Source organism: Nocardia sp. FBN12 (assembly GCF_054031145.1).
The window spans coordinates 491,976-514,262 of record NZ_CM132926.1 but is presented as its reverse complement, the minus strand read 5'-3'; the positions used below and the strand labels follow the sequence as shown (position 1 = coordinate 514,262).

25 protein-coding genes and 2 pseudogenes are annotated in these 22,287 nt (G+C 63.9%); 9 read left to right on the top strand and 18 right to left on the bottom strand.

Going from position 1 to position 22,287, the window contains the following annotated elements:
- Position 1: 1 nt before the first annotated feature.
- Both ACWZHB_RS02735 and ACWZHB_RS02730 read right to left on the bottom strand, forming a co-directional pair.
- On the bottom strand, positions 2 to 625 hold the full coding sequence (locus ACWZHB_RS02735) for a hypothetical protein (protein WP_427906353.1): 624 nt from the start codon (positions 623 to 625) through the stop codon (positions 2 to 4).
- The gene (locus ACWZHB_RS02730; protein ID WP_427906352.1) at positions 625 to 1,026 is read right to left on the bottom strand and encodes a hypothetical protein; all 402 of its coding nucleotides are present in this window, start codon (positions 1,024 to 1,026) and stop codon (positions 625 to 627) included. The genes ACWZHB_RS02735 and ACWZHB_RS02730 overlap by 1 nt, the downstream gene beginning before the upstream one ends.
- Positions 1,027 to 1,296: 270 nt before the next feature.
- On the opposite strand from ACWZHB_RS02730, the pseudogene ACWZHB_RS02725 reads away from it, so the two are divergent.
- Positions 1,297 to 1,540 (top strand): annotated as a pseudogene (locus tag ACWZHB_RS02725) (DDE-type integrase/transposase/recombinase); the annotation flags it as partial.
- A gap of 15 nt (positions 1,541 to 1,555) precedes the next feature.
- Here the strand turns inward: ACWZHB_RS02725 and ACWZHB_RS02720 are convergent.
- The 3 genes from ACWZHB_RS02720 to ACWZHB_RS02710 form a co-directional block, all read right to left on the bottom strand.
- A complete protein-coding gene (locus tag ACWZHB_RS02720) occupies positions 1,556 to 2,080 on the bottom strand; it encodes a hypothetical protein (protein WP_427909395.1) in 525 nt (174 codons plus the stop codon).
- Positions 2,081 to 2,796: 716 nt separating this feature from the next.
- A complete protein-coding gene (locus ACWZHB_RS02715; RefSeq protein WP_427906351.1) occupies positions 2,797 to 3,309 on the bottom strand; it encodes an AAA family ATPase in 513 nt (170 codons plus the stop codon).
- Positions 3,306 to 3,881, bottom strand: coding sequence for an NUDIX domain-containing protein (locus ACWZHB_RS02710; protein ID WP_427906350.1), 576 nt, complete (start codon positions 3,879 to 3,881; stop codon positions 3,306 to 3,308). The genes ACWZHB_RS02715 and ACWZHB_RS02710 overlap by 4 nt, the downstream gene beginning before the upstream one ends.
- Positions 3,882 to 3,938: 57 nt before the next feature.
- On the opposite strand from ACWZHB_RS02710, the gene ACWZHB_RS02705 reads away from it, so the two are divergent.
- A complete protein-coding gene (locus ACWZHB_RS02705) occupies positions 3,939 to 4,121 on the top strand; it encodes a PIN domain-containing protein (RefSeq protein WP_427906349.1) in 183 nt (60 codons plus the stop codon).
- Positions 4,122 to 4,713: 592 nt separating this feature from the next.
- Here the strand turns inward: ACWZHB_RS02705 and ACWZHB_RS02700 are convergent.
- Positions 4,714 to 5,151 carry a DUF6086 family protein gene (locus tag ACWZHB_RS02700; RefSeq protein ID WP_427906348.1) on the bottom strand — a complete coding sequence of 146 codons (438 nt, stop codon included), beginning with the start codon at positions 5,149 to 5,151 and terminating at the stop codon, positions 4,714 to 4,716.
- A 207-nt stretch (positions 5,152 to 5,358) separates the two neighbouring features.
- Here ACWZHB_RS02700 and ACWZHB_RS02695 point away from each other — a divergent pair, with 207 nt between their 5' ends.
- Entirely contained in the window at positions 5,359 to 5,769 is a 411-nt protein-coding gene (locus ACWZHB_RS02695; protein ID WP_427906347.1) for a DUF4189 domain-containing protein, read from the top strand.
- Positions 5,770 to 5,890: 121 nt separating this feature from the next.
- On the opposite strand, the gene ACWZHB_RS02690 is transcribed toward ACWZHB_RS02695, so the two are convergent.
- A complete protein-coding gene (locus ACWZHB_RS02690; protein WP_427906346.1) occupies positions 5,891 to 6,547 on the bottom strand; it encodes a helix-turn-helix domain-containing protein in 657 nt (218 codons plus the stop codon).
- 96 nt (positions 6,548 to 6,643) lie between these two features.
- Complete coding sequence (locus ACWZHB_RS02685) at positions 6,644 to 8,005, bottom strand: ammonium transporter (RefSeq protein ID WP_427906345.1); 1,362 nt, start codon at positions 8,003 to 8,005, stop codon at positions 6,644 to 6,646.
- Positions 8,006 to 8,297: 292 nt separating this feature from the next.
- Here ACWZHB_RS02685 and ACWZHB_RS02680 point away from each other — a divergent pair, with 292 nt between their 5' ends.
- Genes ACWZHB_RS02680 through ACWZHB_RS02655 form a run of 6 tightly spaced genes read left to right on the top strand, consistent with a single transcriptional unit; the run spans position 8,298 to position 15,093 of the window.
- Entirely contained in the window at positions 8,298 to 9,488 is a 1,191-nt protein-coding gene (locus ACWZHB_RS02680; protein ID WP_427906344.1) for an NAD(P)/FAD-dependent oxidoreductase, read from the top strand.
- Between the two features lie 42 nt (positions 9,489 to 9,530).
- Complete coding sequence (gene glnT / locus ACWZHB_RS02675; RefSeq protein ID WP_427906343.1) at positions 9,531 to 10,892, top strand: type III glutamate--ammonia ligase; 1,362 nt, start codon at positions 9,531 to 9,533, stop codon at positions 10,890 to 10,892.
- A gap of 23 nt (positions 10,893 to 10,915) precedes the next feature.
- Complete coding sequence (locus tag ACWZHB_RS02670) at positions 10,916 to 11,815, top strand: class II glutamine amidotransferase (protein WP_427906342.1); 900 nt, start codon at positions 10,916 to 10,918, stop codon at positions 11,813 to 11,815.
- A complete protein-coding gene (locus ACWZHB_RS02665) occupies positions 11,800 to 12,498 on the top strand; it encodes a GltB/FmdC/FwdC-like GXGXG domain-containing protein (protein WP_427906341.1) in 699 nt (232 codons plus the stop codon). Before ACWZHB_RS02670 ends, ACWZHB_RS02665 begins: the two co-directional genes overlap by 16 nt.
- Positions 12,499 to 12,526: 28 nt before the next feature.
- Complete coding sequence (locus ACWZHB_RS02660) at positions 12,527 to 13,840, top strand: FMN-binding glutamate synthase family protein (protein ID WP_427906340.1); 1,314 nt, start codon at positions 12,527 to 12,529, stop codon at positions 13,838 to 13,840.
- Positions 13,841 to 13,851: 11 nt separating this feature from the next.
- Positions 13,852 to 15,093 (top strand): allantoate amidohydrolase, encoded by a 1,242-nt coding sequence (locus ACWZHB_RS02655; protein ID WP_427906339.1) that lies wholly within the window; start codon positions 13,852 to 13,854, stop codon positions 15,091 to 15,093.
- Positions 15,094 to 15,346: 253 nt separating this feature from the next.
- Here the strand turns inward: ACWZHB_RS02655 and ACWZHB_RS02650 are convergent, their stop codons facing one another.
- The 10 genes and pseudogenes from ACWZHB_RS02650 to ACWZHB_RS02605 form a co-directional block, all read right to left on the bottom strand.
- The gene (locus tag ACWZHB_RS02650) at positions 15,347 to 15,760 is read right to left on the bottom strand and encodes a helix-turn-helix domain-containing protein (protein ID WP_427906338.1); all 414 of its coding nucleotides are present in this window, start codon (positions 15,758 to 15,760) and stop codon (positions 15,347 to 15,349) included.
- Positions 15,757 to 15,996: pseudogene (locus ACWZHB_RS02645) on the bottom strand (type II toxin-antitoxin system RelE/ParE family toxin); the annotation flags it as partial. The pseudogene ACWZHB_RS02645 and the gene ACWZHB_RS02650, both read right to left, overlap by 4 nt.
- Positions 15,997 to 16,418: 422 nt before the next feature.
- Positions 16,419 to 16,793: a DUF5615 family PIN-like protein gene (locus tag ACWZHB_RS02640; RefSeq protein ID WP_427906337.1), complete on the bottom strand. Its 375-nt coding sequence runs from the start codon at positions 16,791 to 16,793 to the stop codon at positions 16,419 to 16,421.
- Positions 16,790 to 17,023 (bottom strand): DUF433 domain-containing protein, encoded by a 234-nt coding sequence (locus tag ACWZHB_RS02635; RefSeq protein ID WP_427906336.1) that lies wholly within the window; start codon positions 17,021 to 17,023, stop codon positions 16,790 to 16,792. Before ACWZHB_RS02635 ends, ACWZHB_RS02640 begins: the two co-directional genes overlap by 4 nt.
- Before the next feature lie 342 nt (positions 17,024 to 17,365).
- Positions 17,366 to 17,881 (bottom strand): DUF3558 domain-containing protein, encoded by a 516-nt coding sequence (locus ACWZHB_RS02630; RefSeq protein WP_427906335.1) that lies wholly within the window; start codon positions 17,879 to 17,881, stop codon positions 17,366 to 17,368.
- 75 nt (positions 17,882 to 17,956) lie between these two features.
- Positions 17,957 to 19,000 (bottom strand): HEAT repeat domain-containing protein, encoded by a 1,044-nt coding sequence (locus ACWZHB_RS02625; RefSeq protein WP_427906334.1) that lies wholly within the window; start codon positions 18,998 to 19,000, stop codon positions 17,957 to 17,959.
- A complete protein-coding gene (locus tag ACWZHB_RS02620; protein WP_427906333.1) occupies positions 18,987 to 20,294 on the bottom strand; it encodes a putative toxin in 1,308 nt (435 codons plus the stop codon). The genes ACWZHB_RS02625 and ACWZHB_RS02620 overlap by 14 nt, the downstream gene beginning before the upstream one ends.
- A gap of 2 nt (positions 20,295 to 20,296) precedes the next feature.
- Positions 20,297 to 20,599 (bottom strand): WXG100 family type VII secretion target, encoded by a 303-nt coding sequence (locus ACWZHB_RS02615; protein WP_427909060.1) that lies wholly within the window; start codon positions 20,597 to 20,599, stop codon positions 20,297 to 20,299.
- A complete protein-coding gene (locus ACWZHB_RS02610; protein ID WP_427906332.1) occupies positions 20,599 to 20,922 on the bottom strand; it encodes a WXG100 family type VII secretion target in 324 nt (107 codons plus the stop codon). Before ACWZHB_RS02610 ends, ACWZHB_RS02615 begins: the two co-directional genes overlap by 1 nt.
- A gap of 119 nt (positions 20,923 to 21,041) precedes the next feature.
- Positions 21,042 to 21,317 carry a hypothetical protein gene (locus tag ACWZHB_RS02605; protein ID WP_427906331.1) on the bottom strand — a complete coding sequence of 92 codons (276 nt, stop codon included), beginning with the start codon at positions 21,315 to 21,317 and terminating at the stop codon, positions 21,042 to 21,044.
- Positions 21,318 to 22,287 lie beyond the last annotated feature (970 nt).

Here is a 22,287-nt window from a genome sequence, read left to right as displayed (position 1 = left end):
ACTATTTCCCCCCACGAGCCGCGAGTTGTGCTTGTTGAATCTCGGCTGCCTTCGCCGCTGCCCCGGTATCGGCCAGGAACATGTCCCCGAGGCCAGATTGTTCGGGCACGTCATCAGAGGCCAGATACTGCCCGACCTGGCCCAACATCGACACGTTGTCACCCATATGCGAGAACGCCTTACCGAATGATTCCGCGCTGTACTCGGGTTGTCTGGCGGTATTGAAGTTGCTGTTGTCCCAAACCTGGCCCCAGTCCATCGCCTCGATGTCGGCCTTTCCCAGGTGAGGGTTGCCCGCCAGGTGGGTGAACATCTGCTTGAAGGTGTTTGAGATCTGCTCATCCATCTCGTTGTAGCGGCCCGCCGACAAATCAAGCACTTTGGCGATCTCGTTACCCGACTGCACCAGAGCGCGCACGCCCCACGACCAGCGTTCAGTGAAGGTTTCGAAGCACGTTTGGACGTTGCCGGTCCCTGCCTCCATCGCCGACATCGTCAACTGCGCGAACCCGCGCCCGACCGCGCCGGTCTCGCCGACACCCAGCTCCGAAAGCTCGCTGATGATGGCGTTGATGCCGGTCGCGGCTTGCGTCAGCAGGGCCGGGTCGACATTGAGATCGGCCATCAGCCGTGTTCGCCATCCGTCGATGGTTCGTCCGCGATCTCCGGTGGGAACGCCATCGGCGCCGCACCGAGCATGTCGACAGCGACACCGGTCGGCTCCGGTAGATCCGCGGCGAACTCCCGCAACCGCCGCCCCAGAAAGGTATGAAACCGGTAGGTCTGATCGGCACCGACACCCCGCGCGGTCATGAACCGTGCGTATTCCTGCACTCCGGTGAACGCGCACAACCACGCCAGCCCCCCGGACTCGATCGTGAACACCCGGTCCTCGGGCCCGATCAACGGCACCAACAGCGCTGACGACTCGAACGCCGCCGACAGCTCACTCGGCACCCCGAACCCGGCATAGAACGCGGCGATCTCCGACTTCAACCGCGCAGAATCGACATCGACAACCGACATGTCCGCTGACACCCTCCCCTCGGACACCATTCCGTAAGCCACAATAACGAACGTGCCGAAGGTGGTCCAAGACCGAGAATCCAACGTCACATCCCCGCGGAGGCTAGCCAGCGAGGCACCAACGGACCCATACGCGCACGTCGAGGGGATAATCAAGAGCCGACCTACGACGGGAGCCGAACCCAGATGAGCGAGCTTGACGAATGGGTAGGACACCGCTCCACCACGCTGCCAGGGACGGCGACCAAAGCCGCCAATAGACGCAGCGTAAAGGCCGGATACGTCTACTTGCTCTGCGGTCGACGGCTACTCCCGACTCGCCTACACCGCAGCCCTCAGTGATGAAAAAGCCTCGACGGCAGCAGGGTTCATAGATCGCGTACGAGCGTTCTTCCATGTACACGGGACCGTCTACCTGAAGCGGATCGTCACCGACAACCACGCTTGCTATCGAGCTGCCGAATTCGCCACGGTCTTATTGGGCGCACGCCACCAGCGGATCAGGCCCTACTCCAGCGCGGAACCGCGATCACTTCGGCAGGACCGAATCAACGTACGCACCCGCGTACGCACCCGCGGCGCCGCCGGCCGCCGCGCCCAATGCGACGCCCGCCGCTGCCGCGGGGAGCAGGAACAATGCCCCGCCAGCCGCCATGCCGACGCCAAGACCGATCGCACCGCCGACCAAGCAGCCCGGGCCGGGGGCGACGGTGCAGCCGATCGCGCCGCCGATGAGACCGCCGGCGATCGAGGTCGCCATGAATGGAACGCCACCGATCACGGCACCCGCGCCCCCACCGAGCCCACCACCGAGCAAGGCACCCTCGACCGCTCCGAAAGTCACGGCATCGCTGGTCGGACGGCCGTCTACGAACGGGTCAGGGATCCCAGGAACAGGCGGCAGAACTAGGGCGGGCTGGCCGACCGCAGCGGCCGAGGCCTGCACCGGCGCCGATTCCAAGGGTGCTGCCGAGGCGATCCCCACAGCGGCCGTCCCGACGGCAATCGGAAGCGCGAGCACCATTGCCCGCCGGCCCCAGGTCGAAATGATCACAAGAATTCCTTCCAGCGGCCACCCGCGCGCTCGGCGAGCAGGCCTGTCAATGAGTCGACTCCCTTCGCCCCGTGGACACTCCAGCACATTGGCAGCAATCCACACAATTTTCCCTACCAGCACCTATCTATGCAGGTAAGGACTGTATATGGTGCCGGCCCGGCGGCGAGCGGGCGATCTGCAACCCACTCACGGCGAATACCACGTCATCGATGTGTCCAGCGTCACCGCATCAGTAGACCGGCGACGACGAGCTCCCCGACCTCTAGACAGACAACCCCTCATCGGAAGGAATCGGATGACTCAACCCGCGTACCGATGCCACAATCATCGTCATGCGCGACCACATCCACTACGGCGCCCCGAGCACCGCGGTGGCATCGACCAAGACCTGCGCGGCCAGATCTTCGCGGGCAGGCACGTTCGATTAGTGCCGCGCCTGCGGAGAGACGATGCTGTCCAGGCCCAGCGAAGACTCTTTCCCCACGGAGCCTCTGCTCGAACTCGCCTGCGCCGGAGTCATCAGCACCCTCGGCGGTCTCCCTCGCGACCTCGTCGATATCGCCGCCGTCCGCAGCACGTGCCACTTAATTCGTATTGCCGTCACGGAGTCGAGTACGAATGAACGACAGCGGACACGCTGACCCGATTTCCGTGACCGCACGCCAGGCACCGATGCCGACCGTTGCATTGTCGGCCGCCCCCACAGTCACCGATCAGCTGATCCCGTTCCGGCAAAGTCCGATATCACGATAGATCCGATCCGTCACGGCATCGAGAGTCCAGTTCGCGTCGATACGAACCTCTTCGACGAACGGCAGCGGCTGCCAACCGTGGTACCACGCAGCCATCTGTTCGGGCGCAACGATCGCCGACAGCGGGCGCCCCGAATGACGAGCCAGGGTCTGGTCGAAGGTGAGATCGAAACCGTAGAACAGGGATCTATCCACCGAATCCGCGAGCCTGCCGAGCATCGCCCCATACCGCTGGGCGTCGAGGATCCCCTCGACGATCACCACCATCCCCCGATCCAAACACCACCGAGCGATCTGCTCGATCAACTCGATGTTGAATCCGTCCGGCTCGTCTGGCTCCCGGATCATGTTCCGCCGCACCACATCCTGCGACACCACCGCGCACCGTCCGCGTTCGAATCGGCCCTGAACGGCTGCGGCGGTCGTGGACTTTCCCGAAGCGGAATTGCCGCGGATCACCACCAGAGGACTCATCGCATGATCCTCGACTGCAGGACCGTATCGAGTTTGCGAATGAACCGACCAAGGTGGGGGTCCGACTCCGGTAGACCATGCGGGTCGAGATCCCACCAACGGCCACCGACGAACTCGTCCGGATCAAGGTCATACTGGTCGGCACGATCGCCACGTGCGACGAACCACAGCGAAACATCAACGTGCCCAGCAGTTTTGCCGACCGTGGGCGTGACAGCCAGAAACAGCGGCCCGTCACCGACGACATCGAATCCGAGGTCGACGCCGAGTTCCTCGCGGCCTTCCCGTTGCGCCGCGGCGAGCGGCTGCTCGAACGGCTCCACATGCCCGCCCATCGGAAGGTGAAGACCGGACTTGCGGTGCAGCCCGAGATAGATTCCACGCTCATCGGGGTCGACCAGCACCACGTAGGACACCAAATGTGGTGACGGCGTCGCAGGCGGAATACGCCGGTAGATGTCCGCCGTTCCAGCGAGCCAGTGCAGGGCCTGCTCGATGTGTCGCTGCTCCAGGTCATCGAACGATTCCATCGCGGTGATCAGTCCGGCGTTGTGTGCGGAAGAAGGATCCATGGCGCGCGAGAGTAGCCGGGCCCTCCGACACCAGCGTGGCTCCAACATCCGAAGGGCATGGCGGAGATGAACAATCTGTCGGCGGTCACCGTCGGCGAACTCCGTGACGGTATCGCGGCGATGCTGATAAGGCGACGCCACGACGAGTACACGGACTGGTTGGAGAATCACATCCTGCCGGCATCCGCCCGTCGCGTTCTGGCCTACGACATCGAAGCCACCGCGCACTACGCCACCTGATGTCGGCCGCTCACGCCGCCGGGCCGACAATCGGCACCGCCGACAGCATGATCACCGCTACCGCGGCCGCGGCGCGGTTTGCCGTAACTACTCGCGATATCTCGCCGGTCGAAGCCGCCACGGTATACACCATCGGCCCGTGGCAATGTAGGGCTGACATCCCGACCTGAGGCGACCCGGGACTGAGCTCCCAGAGCCGTAACAGCCTCGCCGCCACAACGCGAGACTCGAACCACAACACGGAATCAACGGGGTGTATCGGGATGTGCTGGGCAGCAATGGGAACGCCTTGAACAACAAATACCCAGGTGATAGGCCGTGTTGAGAATCAATGAAAAATGTTGGGACACAACGTATTTCGAGCTGCAGGTTTTGGTTCGAGTCCAGATGGGGGAGCAATAAATAGCCTCTGAACAGCGGGTACTCTCCGTCGGTCAGGGGCTTTTTGTGTCGGGCCACCAGGCCGCCACCGCCGTCATCGGCCACGCGCCACCGCCGCCTGGTTCTGCTCCCGAATCTCGGCACCGCTCGATTGGTGATCGCGAATTGGACAGCACCCCACGTCATGCCGACTATTGTGCGGCCGGTCGCGTTATCGTGCCATGAAGCTGTCGAGCTGACGCGCGTGCTCACGAACAGTGGCGCTCCATTCGTACTCGCCGCCGCGGCCGGATGATGGACTTGAACGAACCTGAACGCCATCTGTCCCACCCGTTCCACAGCCGACCAGAGCAGCCCAAGACATCGTGATGCCCGCCCGCTCAGCGATGACCAACAATGTGGCGAGAAACCCGTCGGACAGCGCCTGTACAACAGCGTGACCAGTACGGCCACGCCAGGCTAGAACCGTCGCCAAAAACCCTTCCAGCACAACAGGAGTGACCTCACACGCGTCCGATTCCATCGGACCGATCCCTGAGGGAACACCGAGTTCCTCCTCGAAGAATCCCAACTGGTTCAAGAACAGCCGTGAAGCGCCGTTCGAGGGATTCCACAGCGTGGTCCCGTCCAGCTCGTAGTACTGACTCATCCGACCGCCTGCCTGCCGCTGAACAACTCATGGTCTATCCAATGCGAAGCCGCTCGCGACAACAACTGCAGATCCGTCACGAACGCCGCAGTTCGTGACGGTCTTTGCCGTGACCCCAAGACTTTTGGGGCGACCCCGCGTCCATGTACTGCGGTATCTTCCATGCGATCGCCGCACTGGTCGGCGCGCAGAGGAAGCACACACCACATGTTCAGCAAGTCCTTTGCGGCTGCCGCGCTCTCGGTGAGCGCCGCTGCCGTCCTCGCGGCACCGCCCGCCGCCGCCGACCCGGTCAACTGGGGCGCCGCTTCCCTCAGCGTGTGGGGCAATGTCTACGCGTTTTCGGTCAACCACCCGACGGAAGCCGACGCCATTCAAGCCGCCGACCGAGCGTGCAAGGGTCAAGGCATCATCGACTGCCGGATGACGGTGACGTTCGCGAACGGCTGCGGCGCAGTCGTGACGAGTCCGCTCGCGATCGTCGCAGGGTTCCCGATCCTGGCCTTCGGTAAAGGGGCGAACCCCGATCAGGCATACGCAGACGCCACCCGCAACCTCCCCACCGGCACCGGAAGCGCCGGCTCGTTCAATCGCGACTACGCCTGCACCCGGCCTTGATCTAGTTCCCGCACGGTCCTCGGTAACACGTCGGGCTCACACCCCTCCTTAGCTCAGTGGTAGAGCACTCGCCCTGTAGCGAAGGTCGAACCGCCCTGTCGTACGCCACGGCGGGACAGTGTCACGACTCGTGGTTGTCGGGATAGGCCGTGACCGCGAGAAACTTGATCGGCAACCGAACGAGATCGTTCGGGCCATGGATGCCCTCGCCGTCGAGCAGGAGCGAATCACCGGGCCGCAACGTGTATTCGGCGTCCCCGTGGCCGTAGACCATCACGCCTTCGAGCATGTACAGCAGTTCGGTGCCCGCGTGCTGGAAGCGGGGGAAGACCTCGCTGGCATTGGTGAGCGTGACGAGAACCGGCTCGAGTCGCTTGTGCTGACCGCGCAGCGCACCGAGCAGTTCGTAGTGGTGACCGACCCTGGTGCCGCGGCCGACGATCACCGCCCCGTGACCGGATTCGACATACACAGCTTCCCGTTCGGTATCCGCGCCGCGGAACAGCGAGGTGACCGGAACGTCGAGGCCGGCGGCCAAGCGCGCGAGCGTCGATAGGCTGCACGAGGTTTGGGCGTTCTCGATCTTCGACAGCATCGCCTTGGAGATGCCGACCTTGTCGGCCATGTCGCCCACTGACAGTCCGGCGGCCTTACGCAGCGATCGCACCTGTCGAGCAATCGCCTCCTCGAGGTCGTTTCCGGTCGGTGCGGTCCCGATGACCTCACGCTGAACGGGAGCGGGGTCACCGGTGTCGCGCACGGTCGGTCGGTCTGCCATAGGTCGATCATAACGGGCCGAAGTTTCCTCTGAGGAAACCATACGTACAGCGAATACCCCCTGCCGCGGTCGGCCGACAGGGGGCACGTGGGCGTGTCAGCGGCCTGCGACCGGAGCTTCTGCCGCCGCGTCGGTGATGATCTCCTCGGCGGCTCCGACTGCGTCGGATTCCTCGGCCGGGACGGATGCGAGGGTGATCGTCTCCATCGTGTAGGCCGATTCGCCGTGGACCGAGACGTCGAGCCCTTCGGCCTCCTTCTCGTGCGGCACGCGCAGGCCCATCGTCTTGTCGAGCGCCTTGGCGATCAACCAGGTGACGATGAAGCTGTACGCGACAACCGCGGCAACCGCGACGGTCTGACGCCAGAGCAGATCCAGTCCGCCGCCGTAGAGCAGGCCGGTGACCCCGTTGGGCGCCTTCGGATCGGCGATGAAACCGATGAGCAGTGTGCCGAGAATGCCACCGACCATGTGGATTCCGACCACGTCGAGGGAGTCGTCGTAGCCGAGGCGGAACTTGATCGAGACAGCGAGGCAGCACAGCGCCCCCGCTGCCGCGCCGATGACCAATGCGCCCATCGGTGACACGGCGCCGCAGGCGGGGGTGATGCCGACCAATGCCGCGATCAGGCCGGAACTGGCGCCCAATGAGGTGGCGTGCCCCTCACGCACCTTCTCGACCAGTAGCCACGCGCAAATGCCCGCGCAGGCAGCGGCCAGCGTGTTCAGCACGACGACCGAGGCACTGTTGCCCGCTGAAAGCGCGGACCCGCCGTTGAAGCCGAACCAGCCGAACAGCAGGATGCCCGCGCCGAGCATGGTCAGCGGAAGGCTGTGCGGGCGAGGCGGAGCCGGGAACGTCCTACGCTTGCCGAGGACAAGCACCAGTGCCAACGCCGCGACACCGGCGTTGATATGGACCGCGGTGCCGCCGGCGAAGTCGATCGCACCGAGCGTGTTGGCGATCCAGCCGCCGATGATCGTGCCGTCCGCGGAGTCGAACGCGAAAACCCAGTGTGCGACAGGGAAATAGACCAGCGTGGCCCAGATGCCCGCGAAGACCATCCAGGCGCCGAACTTCATCCGGTCGGCGACGGCACCGGAGATCAGCGCGACGGTGATGGCAGCGAACAGGAGCTGGAACCCGGCAACCAGCGCGGGCGGGAGCGCGGGTACGGCGGGTGCCGTCAGCATCGACGCGAGGCCGAGTGCTTCCAGTGGATCGCCGAGCAGGCCAAACCCGCCGAGCGAATTGCCCAGCACGGCCGAATAGCCGAACAGCACCCACAGGATGCCGACGACGGCGAACGCGCCGAACGTCATCATCGCCATGTTCAGGGTGTTCTTCACGCTCACCATGCCGCCGTAGAACATGGCGAGACCGGGCACCATCAAACTCACCGCGGCGAAGGCGGCGAGCAGCCAAGCGGTATTCGCCGCGGCTATTGCTTCTTGCATTGTGTCTACCTCAGAGGGTCATTCGGCAGTGGTCTGCCATAGAGAATCATCGTCCACCAGCAGTGGACCACGGCGAGATTTCAGCAGTTCGCCTTGCGGTGACGTTCTCGTTAAGCGCCACGATGAAACATAGACCATCTACAGGAAACCGACAGCCGTACCGACTCAAGGGCGAATCCCAAGCCCTCCGCCCTAGACACACGTGATTGACCGGCGCGTAACACAACGGTAATGCAACAACTGTTTCCTAGTAGACAACACTGATTCCTATTATGAAACCCAGCGGGGCAACGTGAAGCAAACAGCCAAGTACGTCATCGTTGGCGGCGGCCTGGAAGGCCTCGCTATCGCCTGGTCGCTCGCCCACCGCGGCGAGACCGATGTTCTCGTGCTCGAGCGCGACACCCTCTGCTCCGGCATGACCGGCAAGTCCAGCGGCGTCGTCCGCTGTCACTACGGAAACCCGTCGCTGGCGGCGATGGCGTGGTACGGCGTCGACATCTTCACCCGTGCCACGGAGCTCTTCGGCGACGACATGGCTTTTCGGCAGTGCGGCTACGTCGTCGGGGTCGCCGAGAACAATCTCGCGCCACTGCGGGCCAACGTCGCGATGATGCGCGGCCTCGGCATCGACGTCGACTTCATCGGCCATGACACGATGGCGGAGTTGTGGCCGGGCATGCGCCTGGACGACTTCGCCGCCTTCGCCTACGAACCGCTCGGTGGCCGCGGCGAGGCCTACATGACAGGCATGGCCTTCGCCGCATCGGCGCGCTCACTCGGCGTCAGGATCCGTCAATCCATCACGGTCACCGGCCTTCTCACCCACAACGCCGGCGAGGTCTACGGCGTTCAGCTCGCTGACGGCACCCAGGTCCACGCCGAGACGGTGATTCTGGCCGCGGGCCCGTGGGCACCCGCACTGGCCGCCGGTGCCGGGATCGATCTCGACGTCAAAGCTCAACGCGCCCAACTCGTTCTGGTCGACCAAGGCGAACCGACACCCGAGGTACCGGTGCTGTCGGACCTGGCTGGTTTGCAATACATCTGCCGCGAACCCAACGGCGAACTCCTGGTGGGCAATTCGGACCACCAGGCACCGCAATACATCGACCCCGACAACTTCGTCAACCGCGCGGACGAAGACACCATCGAGAAGACCATCCTGAAACTCGACAAGCGTCTGCCCGACATGCCCGACCCACGTATCACCAGTTCCTACGTGGGCGCCTACGACGTCACGCCCGACTACAACCCGGTCATCGGCGCTGCGCCGGTCGCCGGGCTGTTCCTCGCGACCGGATTCTCCGGCCACGGATTCAAGATCTCCCCAGCGGTCGGCGAACTGGTCGCCGACCTGCTCACCACCGGAACCACGACGCTGCCCAATGTCGATCCCCTCGATTTCCGGTACAGCCGATTCGCCGAGAACGATCTGCTGCTCAGCCCGCACCCCTACGAGGGCGCAGGCGAAATGCGCTGAATCGGCCCATCACCTTTCGACCATTCCGAGTAGGAGCCTGACATGGCCATCGACACCGCCGAGGCACTCGCCGCCACACCCCCGAACCTGGATCCGCGACCGACCCTGACCGAGTTGGTTCACAACACCGGAACCACTTTCATCCTCGCGCTGTTCGTCACTCTGAGTGGCAAACCGTGCGCCAAACTCGTTCCCGCGCAGGCTATCGGGCAACTCGAGAACGACGGTGTCGGCTTCGCCGGCTATGCCGCGGGCGGTATGGGCCAACAGCCAGGGGATCCCGATCTCGTCGCGATGCCCGACGCGTCGTCGTTCATCCCGATACCGTTCGTTCGCCCCGGCCTGGCGTTGGTCCACTGCGACCCACACGTGGCGGGTAAGCCCTGGGCGTACTCGCCGCGGGTCATCCTCCGGGAGACACTGCGACGGGCCGCCGCTCTCGGGTTCACGGTCAACGTCGGTGCCGAGATCGAGTACTTCCTGGTCAATCGCGGTTCCGCGGGTGAACTCGTCACAGCCGACGCGTCCGATCTGAGCAGCAGGCCCTGCTACGACGCCCGTGACGTGACCCGAATGTATGACCACCTCACCGAGATCTCCACCGCGATGAACACGCTGGGCTGGGGCAACTACGCCAACGATCACGAGGACGCGAACGGGCAGTTCGAGCAGAACTTCGACTACGCCGACGCCATGATCACCGCCGACCGCGTCATCACCGCGCGGTATCTGCTGTCGGTGATCGCCGAGAAGCGCGGCATGCAAGCCACATTCATGCCCAAGCCGTTCACCGACCGGACCGGGTCGGGCATGCACATGCACCTGTCACTCTGGAGCGAGAACGGCGCGGTCTTTCCCGATCCCACCGATGACAAGGGTCTCGGATTGTCGCCGACCGCATACGGTTTCATCGCCGGTCTACTCGAGCACGCCTGTGCCCTGCAAGCCGTGATCGCCCCGACCGTCAACTCCTACAAGCGCATGGGGGCCACAACCACCAGCAGCGGTGCCACATGGTCGCCGCGTTTCGCGACCTACGGCGGCAACGACCGCACGCACTATCTGCGCGTCCCCGACTCGCACCGGGTCGAACTGCGTGGCGGCGACGGCTCGGCCAACCCGTATCTCGCGGCTGCCGCGGCCGTCGCCGCAGGACTCGATGGCGTCGAACGGGCCCTCGATCCCGGCGCGCCGGGCAGCGGCGACCGCAAGAGCGACATGTTGCCGATGACCCTGCTGCACGCCATGGACGCGCTCGAACAGGATTCCGTACTCACCGGCGCCCTCGATATCGCCGGCCCCGGGGTGGCCGAATATTTCGCGCGTCTCAAGCGCGAGGAATTCTTCGCCTGGCACAACACGGTGTCGCGCTGGGAGATCGACCAGTACCTCACCGCCTTCTGACCGTCACGAAAGAGGAGCACAACATGTGTGGAATCGTGGGTTTGCACCTACGTGACCGGGCGCTGTATCCCCAATTGGGGACCTTGCTCACCGGCATGCTCGACCAGATGTGTGACCGCGGACCCGATTCGGCGGGCATGTCCATCTACGGCGACCCGACTTGGTCACCGGCCGGCCACGCCACCGTCTCATTGCTCGAAAACCCAGTCACAGCAGAAGATTTCGCGGCGGAACTCGCCGGTCGCCTCGGCGTCGATGTGACCGCGTTCGACCTCGACCCCACCACGGTGGTGTACGGGCCGGTCACCTCAGAACAGCTGCTCGACGCGGTCCGTGCCCTCGCACCGACCGCCCGGATCATCGGCTTCGGCACCGAGGTGGCCGTCCTCAAAGGAATGGGCAACCCCACCGAGCTGGCTCACCGCTTCGGGCTTTCGAACGCGTCCGGGTGGCAAGGCGTCGCGCACACCAGAATGGCCACCGAGTCTGCCGTCACCGCCGAGGGCTCACACCCTTTCTCGGTCGGCCCCGACCAGTGCCTCGTACATAACGGGTCCTTCTCGAACCACATGAGCATCAAGCACAACCTCGAACGCGAAGGCATCGTGTTCGACAGCGAGAACGACACCGAGGTCGGTGCGCGTTTCGTCGCAAAGCAACTGGCCGACGGCGTCGATCTCGAGAAGGCGTTGCTGATGCTGAACGAGACATTCGACGGCTTCTACACACTGCTGGTCTCCAACAAGGACTCCTTCGCCGTGGTCCGCGACGCCATCTCGTGCAAGCCTGCCGTCATCGCCGAGACGGACCGCTGGGTGGCGATGGCGTCCGAATACCGCGCCCTGGCAGATCTGCCGGGCGTCGACTCCGCCCGAATCTTCGAGCCCGAACCAGAAAAGGTGTACGTATGGCACCGTCAGTGACCGACACCGCCACGACCTTCGATCTGCGCACGACCACCGTGCGCAGTACCAATCAGGCGTTGCAGTCCGCCGACGCGCCCGCCCGCTCGGTGATCACCGCACCGCGCGGCGCGCATGCCTTGGCGTGCGGACTCGACAACGACATCGACGTCACCATCGACGGTCATGTCGGCTACTACTGCGCAGGCATGAACCAGCAGGCATCGGTCACCATCGCGGGCAACGCGGGTGTCGGGGTGGCCGAGAACATGATGTCGGGCACGGTGCGCGTGCAGGGCGACGCCTCGCAATCCGCCGGTGCCACCGCGCACGCGGGCCTGCTCGTGATCGAGGGCAATGCCGCTGCGCGCTGCGGCATTTCGATGAAGGGCGTCGATATTGTCGTCGGCGGCGATATCGGCCATATGAGTGCCTTCATGGGGCAGGCCGGTCGCCTCGTCGTCTGCGGCGATGCTGGCGAGGCACTGGGTGACTCGATCTACGAAGCCCGGATCTACGTGCGGGGCACCGTGGCGTCGCTCGGTGCGGACTGCATCAAGAAGGAGATGGCCGCCGAGCACCTCGCCGAGCTCGCCCAACTGCTCACCGCTGCCGGAATCGACGCCGACCCAGCAGATTTCACCCGCTACGGCTCGGCCAGGCAGCTCTACAACTTCCACGTCGACAACGCCTCGGCGTACTGACGTCGCCGCGAACGAGGAGACGACTTCCATGACCTTCAACCCGACGCTGCGCGAATCGGCGACCTTCGACCGCGCCGTGATCGCCGAGATCCAGCGGGCCGCCGAGACCGGCATCTACGACATCCGCGGCTGGGGCGCCAAACGCCGGCTCCCGCACTTCGACGACCTGCTGTTCCTCGGTGCGTCGATGTCGCGATATCCCCTGGAGGGCTATCGCGAACGCTGCGATACCGACGTGGTGCTCGGTGATCGCAACGCCAAATTTCCCCTGCACCTCGACATTCCGATCACCATCGCCGGAATGAGCTTCGGAGCGTTGTCCGGGCAGGCCAAGGAAGCGCTCGGCCGTGGCGCCAGCGAAGTCGGCACCTCGACAACCACGGGCGACGGCGGCATGACCCCCGAAGAACGTGGCCAGTCGAAGAATCTGGTGTACCAGTATCTTCCGTCGCGATACGGAATGAATCCCGACGATCTGCGCAAGGCCGATGCCATCGAGATCGTGCTCGGCCAAGGCGCCAAACCCGGCGGCGGTGGCATGCTGCTCGGCCAGAAGATCACCGAACGAGTCGCAGGCATGCGCACCCTGCCCCAGGGCGTCGACCAGCGCAGTGCCTGCCGTCATCCCGACTGGACCGGTCCCGACGACCTCGCTATCAAGATCATCGAACTGCGCGAGATCACCAATTGGGAAAAGCCGATCTATGTCAAGGTCGGCGCGACCCGCACCTATTACGACGTCAAGCTGGCGGTGAAGGCCGGTGCCGACGTGGTGGTCGTCGACGGCATGCAAGGCGGCACAGCCGCGACCCAGGACGTGTTCATCGAACATGTGGGTATCCCCACCCTCGCCGCTATCCCCCAGGCTGTCCAAGCCTTGCAGGAAATGGGACAGCACCGCACAGTGCAGCTGATCGTCTCCGGTGGCATCCGCAGCGGCGCCGATGTCGCCAAAGCGATGGCACTGGGCGCCGACGCGGTCGCGATCGGCACCGCGGCACTGATCGCGTTGGGCGACAACAGCCCTCGCTTCGCCGACCAGTACCGCGAGCTCGGCTCCGAAGCCGGGTTCTACGACGACTTCCAGGCCGGTCGCGATCCCGCCGGGATCACCACCCAGGACCCCGAACTCGCCGCGAACCTCGACCCGGTCGAAGGCGGCCGCCGACTCGCGAACTATCTGCGCGTGCTCACCATGGAGGCGCAGACCCTCGCCCGCGCCTGCGGCAAGTCGCACCTGCGCAACCTCGAACCGGAGGATCTGGTGGCGCTGACCGTCGAATCGTCGGCGATGGCCCGCGTGCCGCTCGCCGGAACCACCTGGATCCCCGGCCGGCCATGAAAGGCGCCATCATGAAAGACACTGTGCCGCACTCCTTCGACACCATGTGGGCGTCGATCCTCGAGGTCGGTCGGGCACCGTCGACCGGCGGCTATCGACGCTTCGCGTGGAACGACGCGGATATGACCCTGCGCGAATGGTTCACCGGCGAAGCGGATCGACGCGGCATGACCGTCGAAGAAGACCGCAACGGCAACCTCTGGGCCTGGTGGATGCCGATCGGCTGGACCGGCGAACCCCGCGATGCCTTCGTCACCGGGTCACACCTGGACTCCGTGCCCGACGGCGGCGCCTTCGACGGACCGCTGGGCGTGGTCTCGGCGTTCGCCGCCGTCGATGTCCTGCGCGAACGCGGCATCGTGCCGACCAGACCGGTGGCGGTCACCGCGTTCACCGACGAGGAAGGCGCCCGCTTCGGAGTCGCCTGCATCGGTTCACAATTGACCTCCGGCGCACTGAAACCCGAACGCGCGCTGCGGCTTCGCGACGCCGACGGCATCACCCTGGCCGAAGCGCTCACCGGCGCAGGCCGCAACCCCGCGCACCTCGGCGCCGATCCGACCCTGACCGAACGCGTCGGCGTCTACGTCGAACTCCACGTCGAGCAGGGACGCGCACTCGACCTCGTCGATCAACCCATCGCGGTCGCGTCGTCGATCTGGCCGCACGGCCGCTGGCTGTTCACCTTCACCGGCGAGGCCAATCACGCGGGCGCCACCCGACTCGTCGACCGCCGTGATCCCATGCTCACCTTCGCCTCATCGGTCCACACCGCCCGCGCCGCGGCCGCACTGCACGACGCGGTCGCCACCTTCGGCAAGGTGCGCGTCCTCCCCAACGGCGCCAACGCCATTCCGTCCGAAATCAAAGCGTGGCTCGACGCACGCGCCGCCGACGAAGCAACACTGACCGAACTCGTCGACCACATCACTCGCGAAATCCACGGGCACGCGGCCGCCGACGGCATCGGCTTGCATACCGAGGCCGAATCGATCACGCCGATCGTCGAATTCCCCGCGGATACCCGCAACCGTCTGCAGTCGGCACTGGGCCACCTGGGCGAAATCCCGGTGCTACCCACCGCAGCGGGACACGATGCCGGCATCCTCTCGGCCAAGGTCCCCACCGCGATGCTCTTCGTCCGCAACCCCACCGGGGTCTCGCACTCCCCCATCGAACACGCCGAAATCGACGACTGTCACGCCGGGGTGCAGGCGCTCGCAGATGTCATGGCGGACTGGGCGTCAGCCTGACTCTCTGCCCTGCAGTGATCACACCCGGCAATTAGCGGCGTGCAATATTGCTGGGCACAGCCTGACCGGGCCATATCTGCGCAGGCAACGATCGACGTTCGCAGCGGACGGCCAAGCGCCGGAATTGATGCAGCAAGGCCAGGGTTTGCTCGACGATCCAGCAGCCGGCGGTCACTTGTCGCGGCAGCTCAGCCTGGCTTCGTATCGGCCGTCGTTCGAGTTGACGGATTTGGGTGGATCGCGGAGCAAGGACTCAATGGCCCGAGAGACTGCCCTGGCATTTGGGGAATTCCTCTGGCATCTGTGGCAATGCGAGATCGCTGCTGAAGGGCCGAGCTCGGGTGGCGCTGGTGTGGCGACTGGTGAAGCTCACCTGGGTGTCATCGGCATCGAGGGCGATGTTGAGGGTGGCGTCGAGAGCTGCAGCGAGTTTCGCTAGCAAGGGCAGGGTGGGGTCGGTGTCGGAGCCCTCGATCCGTGAGATTTTGGCTTGGGTCAGACCTGCCCGTTCGCCGAGTTCGGCTTGGGTGAGGCCGAGTTCGGTGCGGCGGTCGTAGACGGCTTGGGCAAGTGCCATGGAAAGTCGGATCTCGCGGCGAGCCTCGGTGACCTCGGCGGGTTCGGTGAGTTGGCGTTCTCGGAGGGCCTTCCAGCGGGTGTGGCTCATCGGTCCAGTTCTCCTCTCTCGATCGCCCGCAAGAATTCTTGATGGGCGGGTTCGTGTTCGGCTCGGCAGGTTCGTTGCGCCAATTTCGCGCGTTTGACTTCGCTGTCTTCGCGCATCTTGGTCTTGCGGAACACCGTCAGCAAGACTGCGCGGCGTCCGGGTGCGAGCCAGTAGGTGATGCGGATCGCGGCGCCGTCCAGCGTGGGGCGTAGCTCGCGTACCCCGTCACCGAGGTGTCGGGCGAATGGTCACCACGCGCGGCGCATCTGCAGGTGTGGGCGGTGTCGGGAACATTAAAAAGTGTTGGGACACAGCGTATTTCGATCGGGGGGTTTCTGGTTCGAGTCCAGGTGGGGGAGCACGTCAAAAAGAGATTCTGACCGGCGAATATTCGCATGTGTTGGGATCTCTTTTGTGTTCCACTGAGGACGCAACGCTCTCACCTGGCCTTTTGCGCGACTCGACCCGAAGGGCAGCACGGAATCAACACGTTTTGGATTGCGCGTTGCCGCTCTCGGCATCGACAAGAAGCGCCCGTGACGTTCCTGCACCTGTTCTTGGGCATTTTGGCTGACCATGAACGCACTCGACCGTAACCCGGTTGCCGTGTATTGATCCGGATCGTCGAGCACGGATTCGCCGGGCGTCCCGCTTGTCCCTAGTCCTGTTCCGGCGTCTTTCGCTGCCAGGCCACAATCTGCGTGGGTCGGACCTCGACTCGGTCGGCATGGTCGAACGCTGCCACGATGGCGGCTAGGTGTGTCTCGAACACGGCAAGCAGATCGTTGTTGCTGATGTTGCCCATAGCTACGACCAGAAGTCGACGGGGCTGGCCGTGTAGTTGGTGTGAGATCCGGAAGTCGGCGTCCTTGGAGACCACTACACGGCCCTCCGTGTCGGCGACCTTGGCTACCTGGTCGTCGGCGGTGCGGTTTCCTGCGGGCAACTGCGCTGTGTGCCTCGCATCGTGCCCAGCATCGAGCAGGAACCGTGCGAGCCGTGCCGGGAGTTGCGCGTCGACCAGGAACTTCACGCTGCGCTGACAGAGACGACGGTGTGTCCGCCTGCCGCGAGAGCACCGAACTCCAGCGCAGCGAGCAGGTCGTCGGATTCCAGGTCTGGGTAGTCATCGAGGATTTCCTCGGTGCTCATGCCCGAAGCCATCATCTCCAGGATGTTCTGCACAGGGATCCGAAGGCCGCGCACTACCGGCTGACCATGGCAGATCTGCGGATCAGAGGTGATGCGATCGAGGCGGGACATAGGGACCATCGTAGCCTTGGCGATGAGATCTCTGCCAGCAATCATCGCTGATAGGGGCCGCGGCCCGGTCTGGACCCCGACTGGTCCGCGGTCTGTGGTTTCGTGCTGAAAGTTGGGATCGGTAGGGGGCGAGTCTGGCATCCACTTAGCTCAGTGGTAGAGCACTCGTCCTGTAGCGAAGGTCGTCAGCTCAATCCTGACAGGGGGCTCAATGCGAAAGAAAGGTTCTGCCCCTGGTCAGAGCCTTTTACGCGCTGGCCACCGCCCGCGAAACCCACAAATCGATCGCCACCTCAGCCTCGCTGAATCCGGATTCTCGAGGCAGTCAACTGATCGAGTTCATCAGGGAAGGCTGGGCGCCAGAGCGTTTGCGACGTCCAGCGCACGGGTGCACGGATCGGGTGGGTTCCGAGCTGCGGGGTTGTCGGAGGCTTGGATATATACCGTGCCTGTTCCGACAGCGAGGACGATCTCGCACTGTCGGTCGGCTGGGCGGTCCTGGATTCCGGCGCGCCCGCCGACTGCGGTCTCGATGGCTGCGGGTTTGGTTCGTCTGATGGCCTCGAGTGGGAAACTCGTGGAGAGAATGCCTAAGTGGTATGCCCAGACAGCCTTCGAGTCGTGCCAGGTGCAGTACTTCGAGTTGGGTTGCGCAGTCGCCGTGGAGGTCTTGGTGTCTGGATCGACGCCCATCTGTCGAACGAGATCGGGCGCGACCTCTGTACAGGGGTCCCACAGCGCCGCGGTGGCGGGTGCGGTGACTTCCGGTCGCTCCTCCGGCTGGTCGGGTGTGGATGCGCACGCGCCGGCGGAAAGGGCCAGCGCTGCAATGAGTATCGGGGCCGATCTTGTTCGCACGTACTCTCCTGTCTGCAGGTGCGGGCACGCAGGGACCGAGCCGGTCGGTGCGCGAGTCGATAGACCCGACTGGCCCTACTCGGACAGTCTCGCGAGCGCCTTCCTTGCTTGGTTACGTGTGTAGGGGTCGGGGTCGTCGAGATAGGACTCGATAACGGCTCGGACGCCGGTTGCCTTCATCTGTCCGAGGGCGTCGATCGCGAAGTTGCGGGTGTGTGGGTGCTCGAGGTGTGCGAGCGCGATGTCCTTGGCTCGTAATGTTTTTTGGCGGCCGATGAAGCGAAGAAGGGCGGCGATGACGGGGTGGCCGAGCGGTTGTTCGGAGATCAGGGTGACGACCAAGTCGAAGTCGCCTCGTTCTGCGATTGTGGCCAGGGCCGAACCTGCCCGGAAACGTACTTCGTCGGTCAGTGCGGGTTGCCGACGCAACTGTCCGACGAGTAGGTCGATGGCTTTGCGATTGCCTTTGGCGGCGGGGTCGTTGAGGTTGCGAATAAGATCACTGCGGATGCATGCCTTGTGATGCTCGGCGCTGTTGAAGCGGCCCCATTCCTCAGGTCCGGGGATCTTGTCGTCGAGGTGTTCGAGCCAATCGAGAAAGACCGGGATGGCGGGCGGGATCGTACGGAGTTTCGCGAGCTCACTGAGCCCGTAGCTACGCACGCCGACAGCGGCGAGATCGCGTACCAGCCGAATGTCGTAGCCATTGCGGCCATCGTGGAACCAGGCAGGCGGGTTGTCGAGCCAGTCGTCGCCGTGTGGCATTCCTGGATAGTTGAAGGCCGCTCGCGTGACGGGAAGGGAGTCGGCTGCTTCCGGTAGATCGCTGGGTTCGTTGCGCGCCGCGGCGGTTCCCGTGCTGGTCTTCGTGATGGCGAGGTGATGAATGTGTATTGCCGCGAGGCGCTTTCGGTACTGCCGGAGGCTGGCGAGTACTTGATCTCCGCGGCGGCTCCAGGCTTCGAGGTCGGCGGCAGCGCTGTGAGCGGGCGGCCCAATCGAGTCCAAGGGCTCCGCTCTCGCTTCGGCGATGCTGGTCTGCAGGGTATCGATGAACCGATCGAGTTCGTCGATGAGACGGGCAAGGTCCTGCTCGCTCGGTGAATCAGAGGTCGGCATTGTCATCGAGCTCCTTTCGGATCAGCGTGATCTTGCCCTCGTCGACCAGCTTCTGCACGTCCGGTGTGAGTGTGGTGCGGTGGTCGGTGACCAGGATCGGTGAGTAGCCCTGACTGTTGGCGTAGTCGACCATGTCCGTGATCTGCTCGGTGTCGCCCTTGTCGAGTTTGTTCTTGTTCTTGACCTCGGTGACCTGGCCCAACTGATCATCGATGTGGTCGGGGATCCTGACCCGGCCATTGACGACGACCTCCTCTTTCGGGCCGCGCGGGACGCCGGCACGATCTTCGCCTTGCTGTCCGGTTTCGCCGCTCTCACGGGTGTCGCCGTTGTGGATCGGGTCGGTGTTGCGGGGTGTTCGTTCCATGATCCCTGTCAACAGCCGCGCAGAAGCGGTGGCGTTGGTGTAGATCGCGGTGTTCGAGTTGATAGCAGTCGCGACGAAGCCATCCAGTTCGACCATGAGTGTGTCGAAATCGGCCGCCGCCTGACGGATGAGGGCGTCTTTCGCCGCGTCGTATCCGGCGTCACCCGCCTTACCTGCCGGGGCCGCCCCGGCCACATCCAAGGAGACCAGCGCGGTGACCAGGCTGTTCAGAATCGCCTGCACCTGCTGGCGTTCGGTATCGGACTTCTCGCTGACTTCCGTACAGGCGGGTCGGAGAGCCTTGGCAAAGGTGCCAGCGTCTCGGTATGCCGTCGCGAGCAAAACCATTTCTTCGAGAATTCCGTCGACGTCGGTTTCGGTCTGGTCGTAGAGATGGGTTTTCACCTCATTGAACATCTTGGTCGCATCGTCTTCGGCGTGCTGGCCGAATTCCTGGAACTTCTCGCCAGCGTTCTTGATTCGCGTGAAGTCGCAGTCCGGCCATTTCTTGGTGACCTTGTCGGCGATCTTGTCCCAATGCGCGGGGCTGTCGCCGGTCCCTCCTGCCGAGATCTGCTTCGGATGCAGGGAGTCTGCGATCTGGGCAGCGCTCGGGGCCGCCGGCGGGTTGGCACCCGACTGATTGGGGTCGGTCGCCGATTCATTGGTTTCGTGGTTTACGCCGAGTTGATGGACCTGACGTGCGAGTTCGCCAGCGGCGATGGCGCTGAGCGAAGCGAGCTCGAAGACGTCCGAAGCGGACTGGTCATAGCTGGTCGACCAGCGAACCCCAGCCTCGTGGACCCCCGCCGATCGTGCGACGTCAAGATTGCCGTCCAGGGTCCGTAAGGTCGCCTCGATGTCGCGGCTGGACTGGGCAATTCTAGCTGCCGCCGCGTAGTACGCGGCGGGATCGATATCGGCCACGACTATCCTGCAGACCGACCGAGGATCTGCGCATTGACTTGCCGCACTTGCGCGTAATTGTGGTGGGCATTGTCGATCTCGAGCCGGTGGTCGGCCAGCTGCCCGACCAGTCGCGCGCCTTTGGACTGCCAGGTTGCGTGAGCTTGCTCGAATGCGGCGGCGGCGTCACCGCTGAATCCTGCGGCGCGAAGCTCGGCGACAATTGCCGTCGCCCCGGACATCTCGTCAGTTACCGCACGCAGGAAGGCATCCAACGCTTTGGAAAACGTGGCCAGATCATCGAGATTGTAGCCGAACGGGGTCATCACGCACCCTGCTCATTGCCTGGGATCTGGACCTGGGTAATCGCGTTGCTGTTGGCGCTGTCGGTCTGCTCGATCTGATCAGCCACAGTTGTCAGCTTCTCCGCCAAGTCGGTCAGCTCATCGATGAACATCCTGAGCTCGCCGAAGTCGCGCTGCCAGATCTGCTTCATCGACTCCGCGGCGCTTCCGGTCCAGCTGCCATACAGACTCGAGTTCTTGGTGTCGATGTCGCGGGCCGCTGCCGCCAGCGTTCCGTGCAGACTCGCCAGACGTGCCGCCGTGGCACGAACCTGGTCAGGCGAGATCGCTAACTCGTCCCCCATCTCGACCTTCCCCGTCCCCGATATCAGCGTTTAGCCGATACCGTGCGTATCGTTGACGCACACAGTAGTCGAGGTAGGAATGACCGGGAAGGGCGCTGATGCAGTGGCGGGACAATGCCTCACAACTGGCACAGGACGACGTCGACGACCTGTTCGCAGACAGCCTGGACTTCGCGCAGACCGAGCTGCGACAGCACAGATCGTTCGCCCCGTTCGCATTCGTCATCGATCACGACGGCCAGCGCACCGCGCGGATGACCGATAGCGCAACCCCGTCGAAGGACGCCGTCCACGATGCTCTCACCTTCGATCGCGACGATATGCATCTGCGCGCGTTCGCGGTCACCATGGATGTAGGCATCCCCGCTAACGGCGAGGATGCCGTCGAGGTTCACATCGAACACCGCGACGGAATCGCCATCGACCTGCTCGTTCCCTACACATTGTCCCCAGACGGCAGTATCGCACTGGACACAAGCCGGATCAGGGCAGCGCAAGGCCAGCGGCGTATCTGGGGCCTACGTCTCTAGACGAACAGCCGCACATCTAGATTGGGCTCCGCCAGCGCCACCGCATTCAGGTAATGGACTTCAAAGCGCGGCCTAACTGCCTGACACAGGGGTCCGCAGCTGGAGCGACAGGCCCTTCGATGGCCGCCGCGCAGACGGAAAGAATGTATTTAGACCGGCCATCGGCCCGTGCCAGCGGCCGAAGCTCGCTGTTTCGCGTCGGATGCGCGCCGCGAAAGACAGCGTCGCGCGACTCGGCCAGGAATCCAAGTGTCAGTTCCCTTGTCTTGTCTTGTCTTGATCTAGTCCTGGACCACAGGTCGGTGACTCGAGGACGGGCTGCTTCACGAGTAGGTGTCAGGTTGGCTGCCCTGGCTCGAGGCTCGCAGGTGCGCCACTCGACATGGCTGTTCGACACAGGCTGACTCGACCCACAACACGGAAACAACACGGATTCAACGGGTAGTAGCGGGAACGGTTGGGATACAGCGGGAACACCTTCAACGACGAATCCGCAAATGATCGGGTCTATTGGGGATCGATGAGAAATATTGGGGCACAACGGAATTCAAACGTCAGGTTTCTGGTTCGAGTCCAGATCGGGAGCCTAAGGGAGGCCTCTGACCAGGTAAAATGGTCAGAGGCCTTCTTCGTGCTAACCCGTACTTTCGTCCCGCGTCAACGACCTCGAACTCGACGGCGAGGAGGCTCTCAAAGGGCAAGCAGCCCTCAAGCCATGAGAATGCGCTCTCTACTGACTGACCGAGCACAGTCCGATGCGCTATCAGACGAGTTCGGAAGGCACCATAAGTTCGGCAGGTGCATAGAGTTCGGCGATTGCAGCAAGATTGTCGCC

What these genes read in the sequence shown, in the direction of transcription:
- ACWZHB_RS02735 (WP_427906353.1), bottom strand. Translation starts at nt 625, where the DNA reads ATGGCCGATCTCAATGTCGACCCGGCCCTGCTGACGCAAGCCGCGACC.
- ACWZHB_RS02730 (WP_427906352.1), bottom strand. Translation starts at nt 1,026, where the DNA reads ATGTCGGTTGTCGATGTCGATTCTGCGCGGTTGAAGTCGGAGATCGCC.
- ACWZHB_RS02715 (WP_427906351.1), bottom strand. Translation starts at nt 3,309, where the DNA reads ATGAGTCCTCTGGTGGTGATCCGCGGCAATTCCGCTTCGGGAAAGTCC.
- ACWZHB_RS02710 (WP_427906350.1), bottom strand. Translation starts at nt 3,881, where the DNA reads ATGGATCCTTCTTCCGCACACAACGCCGGACTGATCACCGCGATGGAA.
- ACWZHB_RS02705 (WP_427906349.1), top strand. Translation starts at nt 3,939, where the DNA reads ATGGCGGAGATGAACAATCTGTCGGCGGTCACCGTCGGCGAACTCCGT.
- ACWZHB_RS02700 (WP_427906348.1), bottom strand. Translation starts at nt 5,151, where the DNA reads ATGAGTCAGTACTACGAGCTGGACGGGACCACGCTGTGGAATCCCTCG.
- ACWZHB_RS02695 (WP_427906347.1), top strand. Translation starts at nt 5,359, where the DNA reads ATGTTCAGCAAGTCCTTTGCGGCTGCCGCGCTCTCGGTGAGCGCCGCT.
- ACWZHB_RS02690 (WP_427906346.1), bottom strand. Translation starts at nt 6,547, where the DNA reads ATGGCAGACCGACCGACCGTGCGCGACACCGGTGACCCCGCTCCCGTT.
- ACWZHB_RS02685 (WP_427906345.1), bottom strand. Translation starts at nt 8,005, where the DNA reads ATGCAAGAAGCAATAGCCGCGGCGAATACCGCTTGGCTGCTCGCCGCC.
- glnT (WP_427906343.1), top strand. Translation starts at nt 9,531, where the DNA reads ATGGCCATCGACACCGCCGAGGCACTCGCCGCCACACCCCCGAACCTG.
- ACWZHB_RS02670 (WP_427906342.1), top strand. Translation starts at nt 10,916, where the DNA reads ATGTGTGGAATCGTGGGTTTGCACCTACGTGACCGGGCGCTGTATCCC.
- ACWZHB_RS02665 (WP_427906341.1), top strand. Translation starts at nt 11,800, where the DNA reads ATGGCACCGTCAGTGACCGACACCGCCACGACCTTCGATCTGCGCACG.
- ACWZHB_RS02660 (WP_427906340.1), top strand. Translation starts at nt 12,527, where the DNA reads ATGACCTTCAACCCGACGCTGCGCGAATCGGCGACCTTCGACCGCGCC.
- ACWZHB_RS02655 (WP_427906339.1), top strand. Translation starts at nt 13,852, where the DNA reads ATGAAAGACACTGTGCCGCACTCCTTCGACACCATGTGGGCGTCGATC.
- ACWZHB_RS02650 (WP_427906338.1), bottom strand. Translation starts at nt 15,760, where the DNA reads ATGAGCCACACCCGCTGGAAGGCCCTCCGAGAACGCCAACTCACCGAA.
- ACWZHB_RS02635 (WP_427906336.1), bottom strand. Translation starts at nt 17,023, where the DNA reads ATGTCCCGCCTCGATCGCATCACCTCTGATCCGCAGATCTGCCATGGT.
- ACWZHB_RS02625 (WP_427906334.1), bottom strand. Translation starts at nt 19,000, where the DNA reads ATGCCGACCTCTGATTCACCGAGCGAGCAGGACCTTGCCCGTCTCATC.
- ACWZHB_RS02615 (WP_427909060.1), bottom strand. Translation starts at nt 20,599, where the DNA reads ATGACCCCGTTCGGCTACAATCTCGATGATCTGGCCACGTTTTCCAAA.
- ACWZHB_RS02610 (WP_427906332.1), bottom strand. Translation starts at nt 20,922, where the DNA reads ATGGGGGACGAGTTAGCGATCTCGCCTGACCAGGTTCGTGCCACGGCG.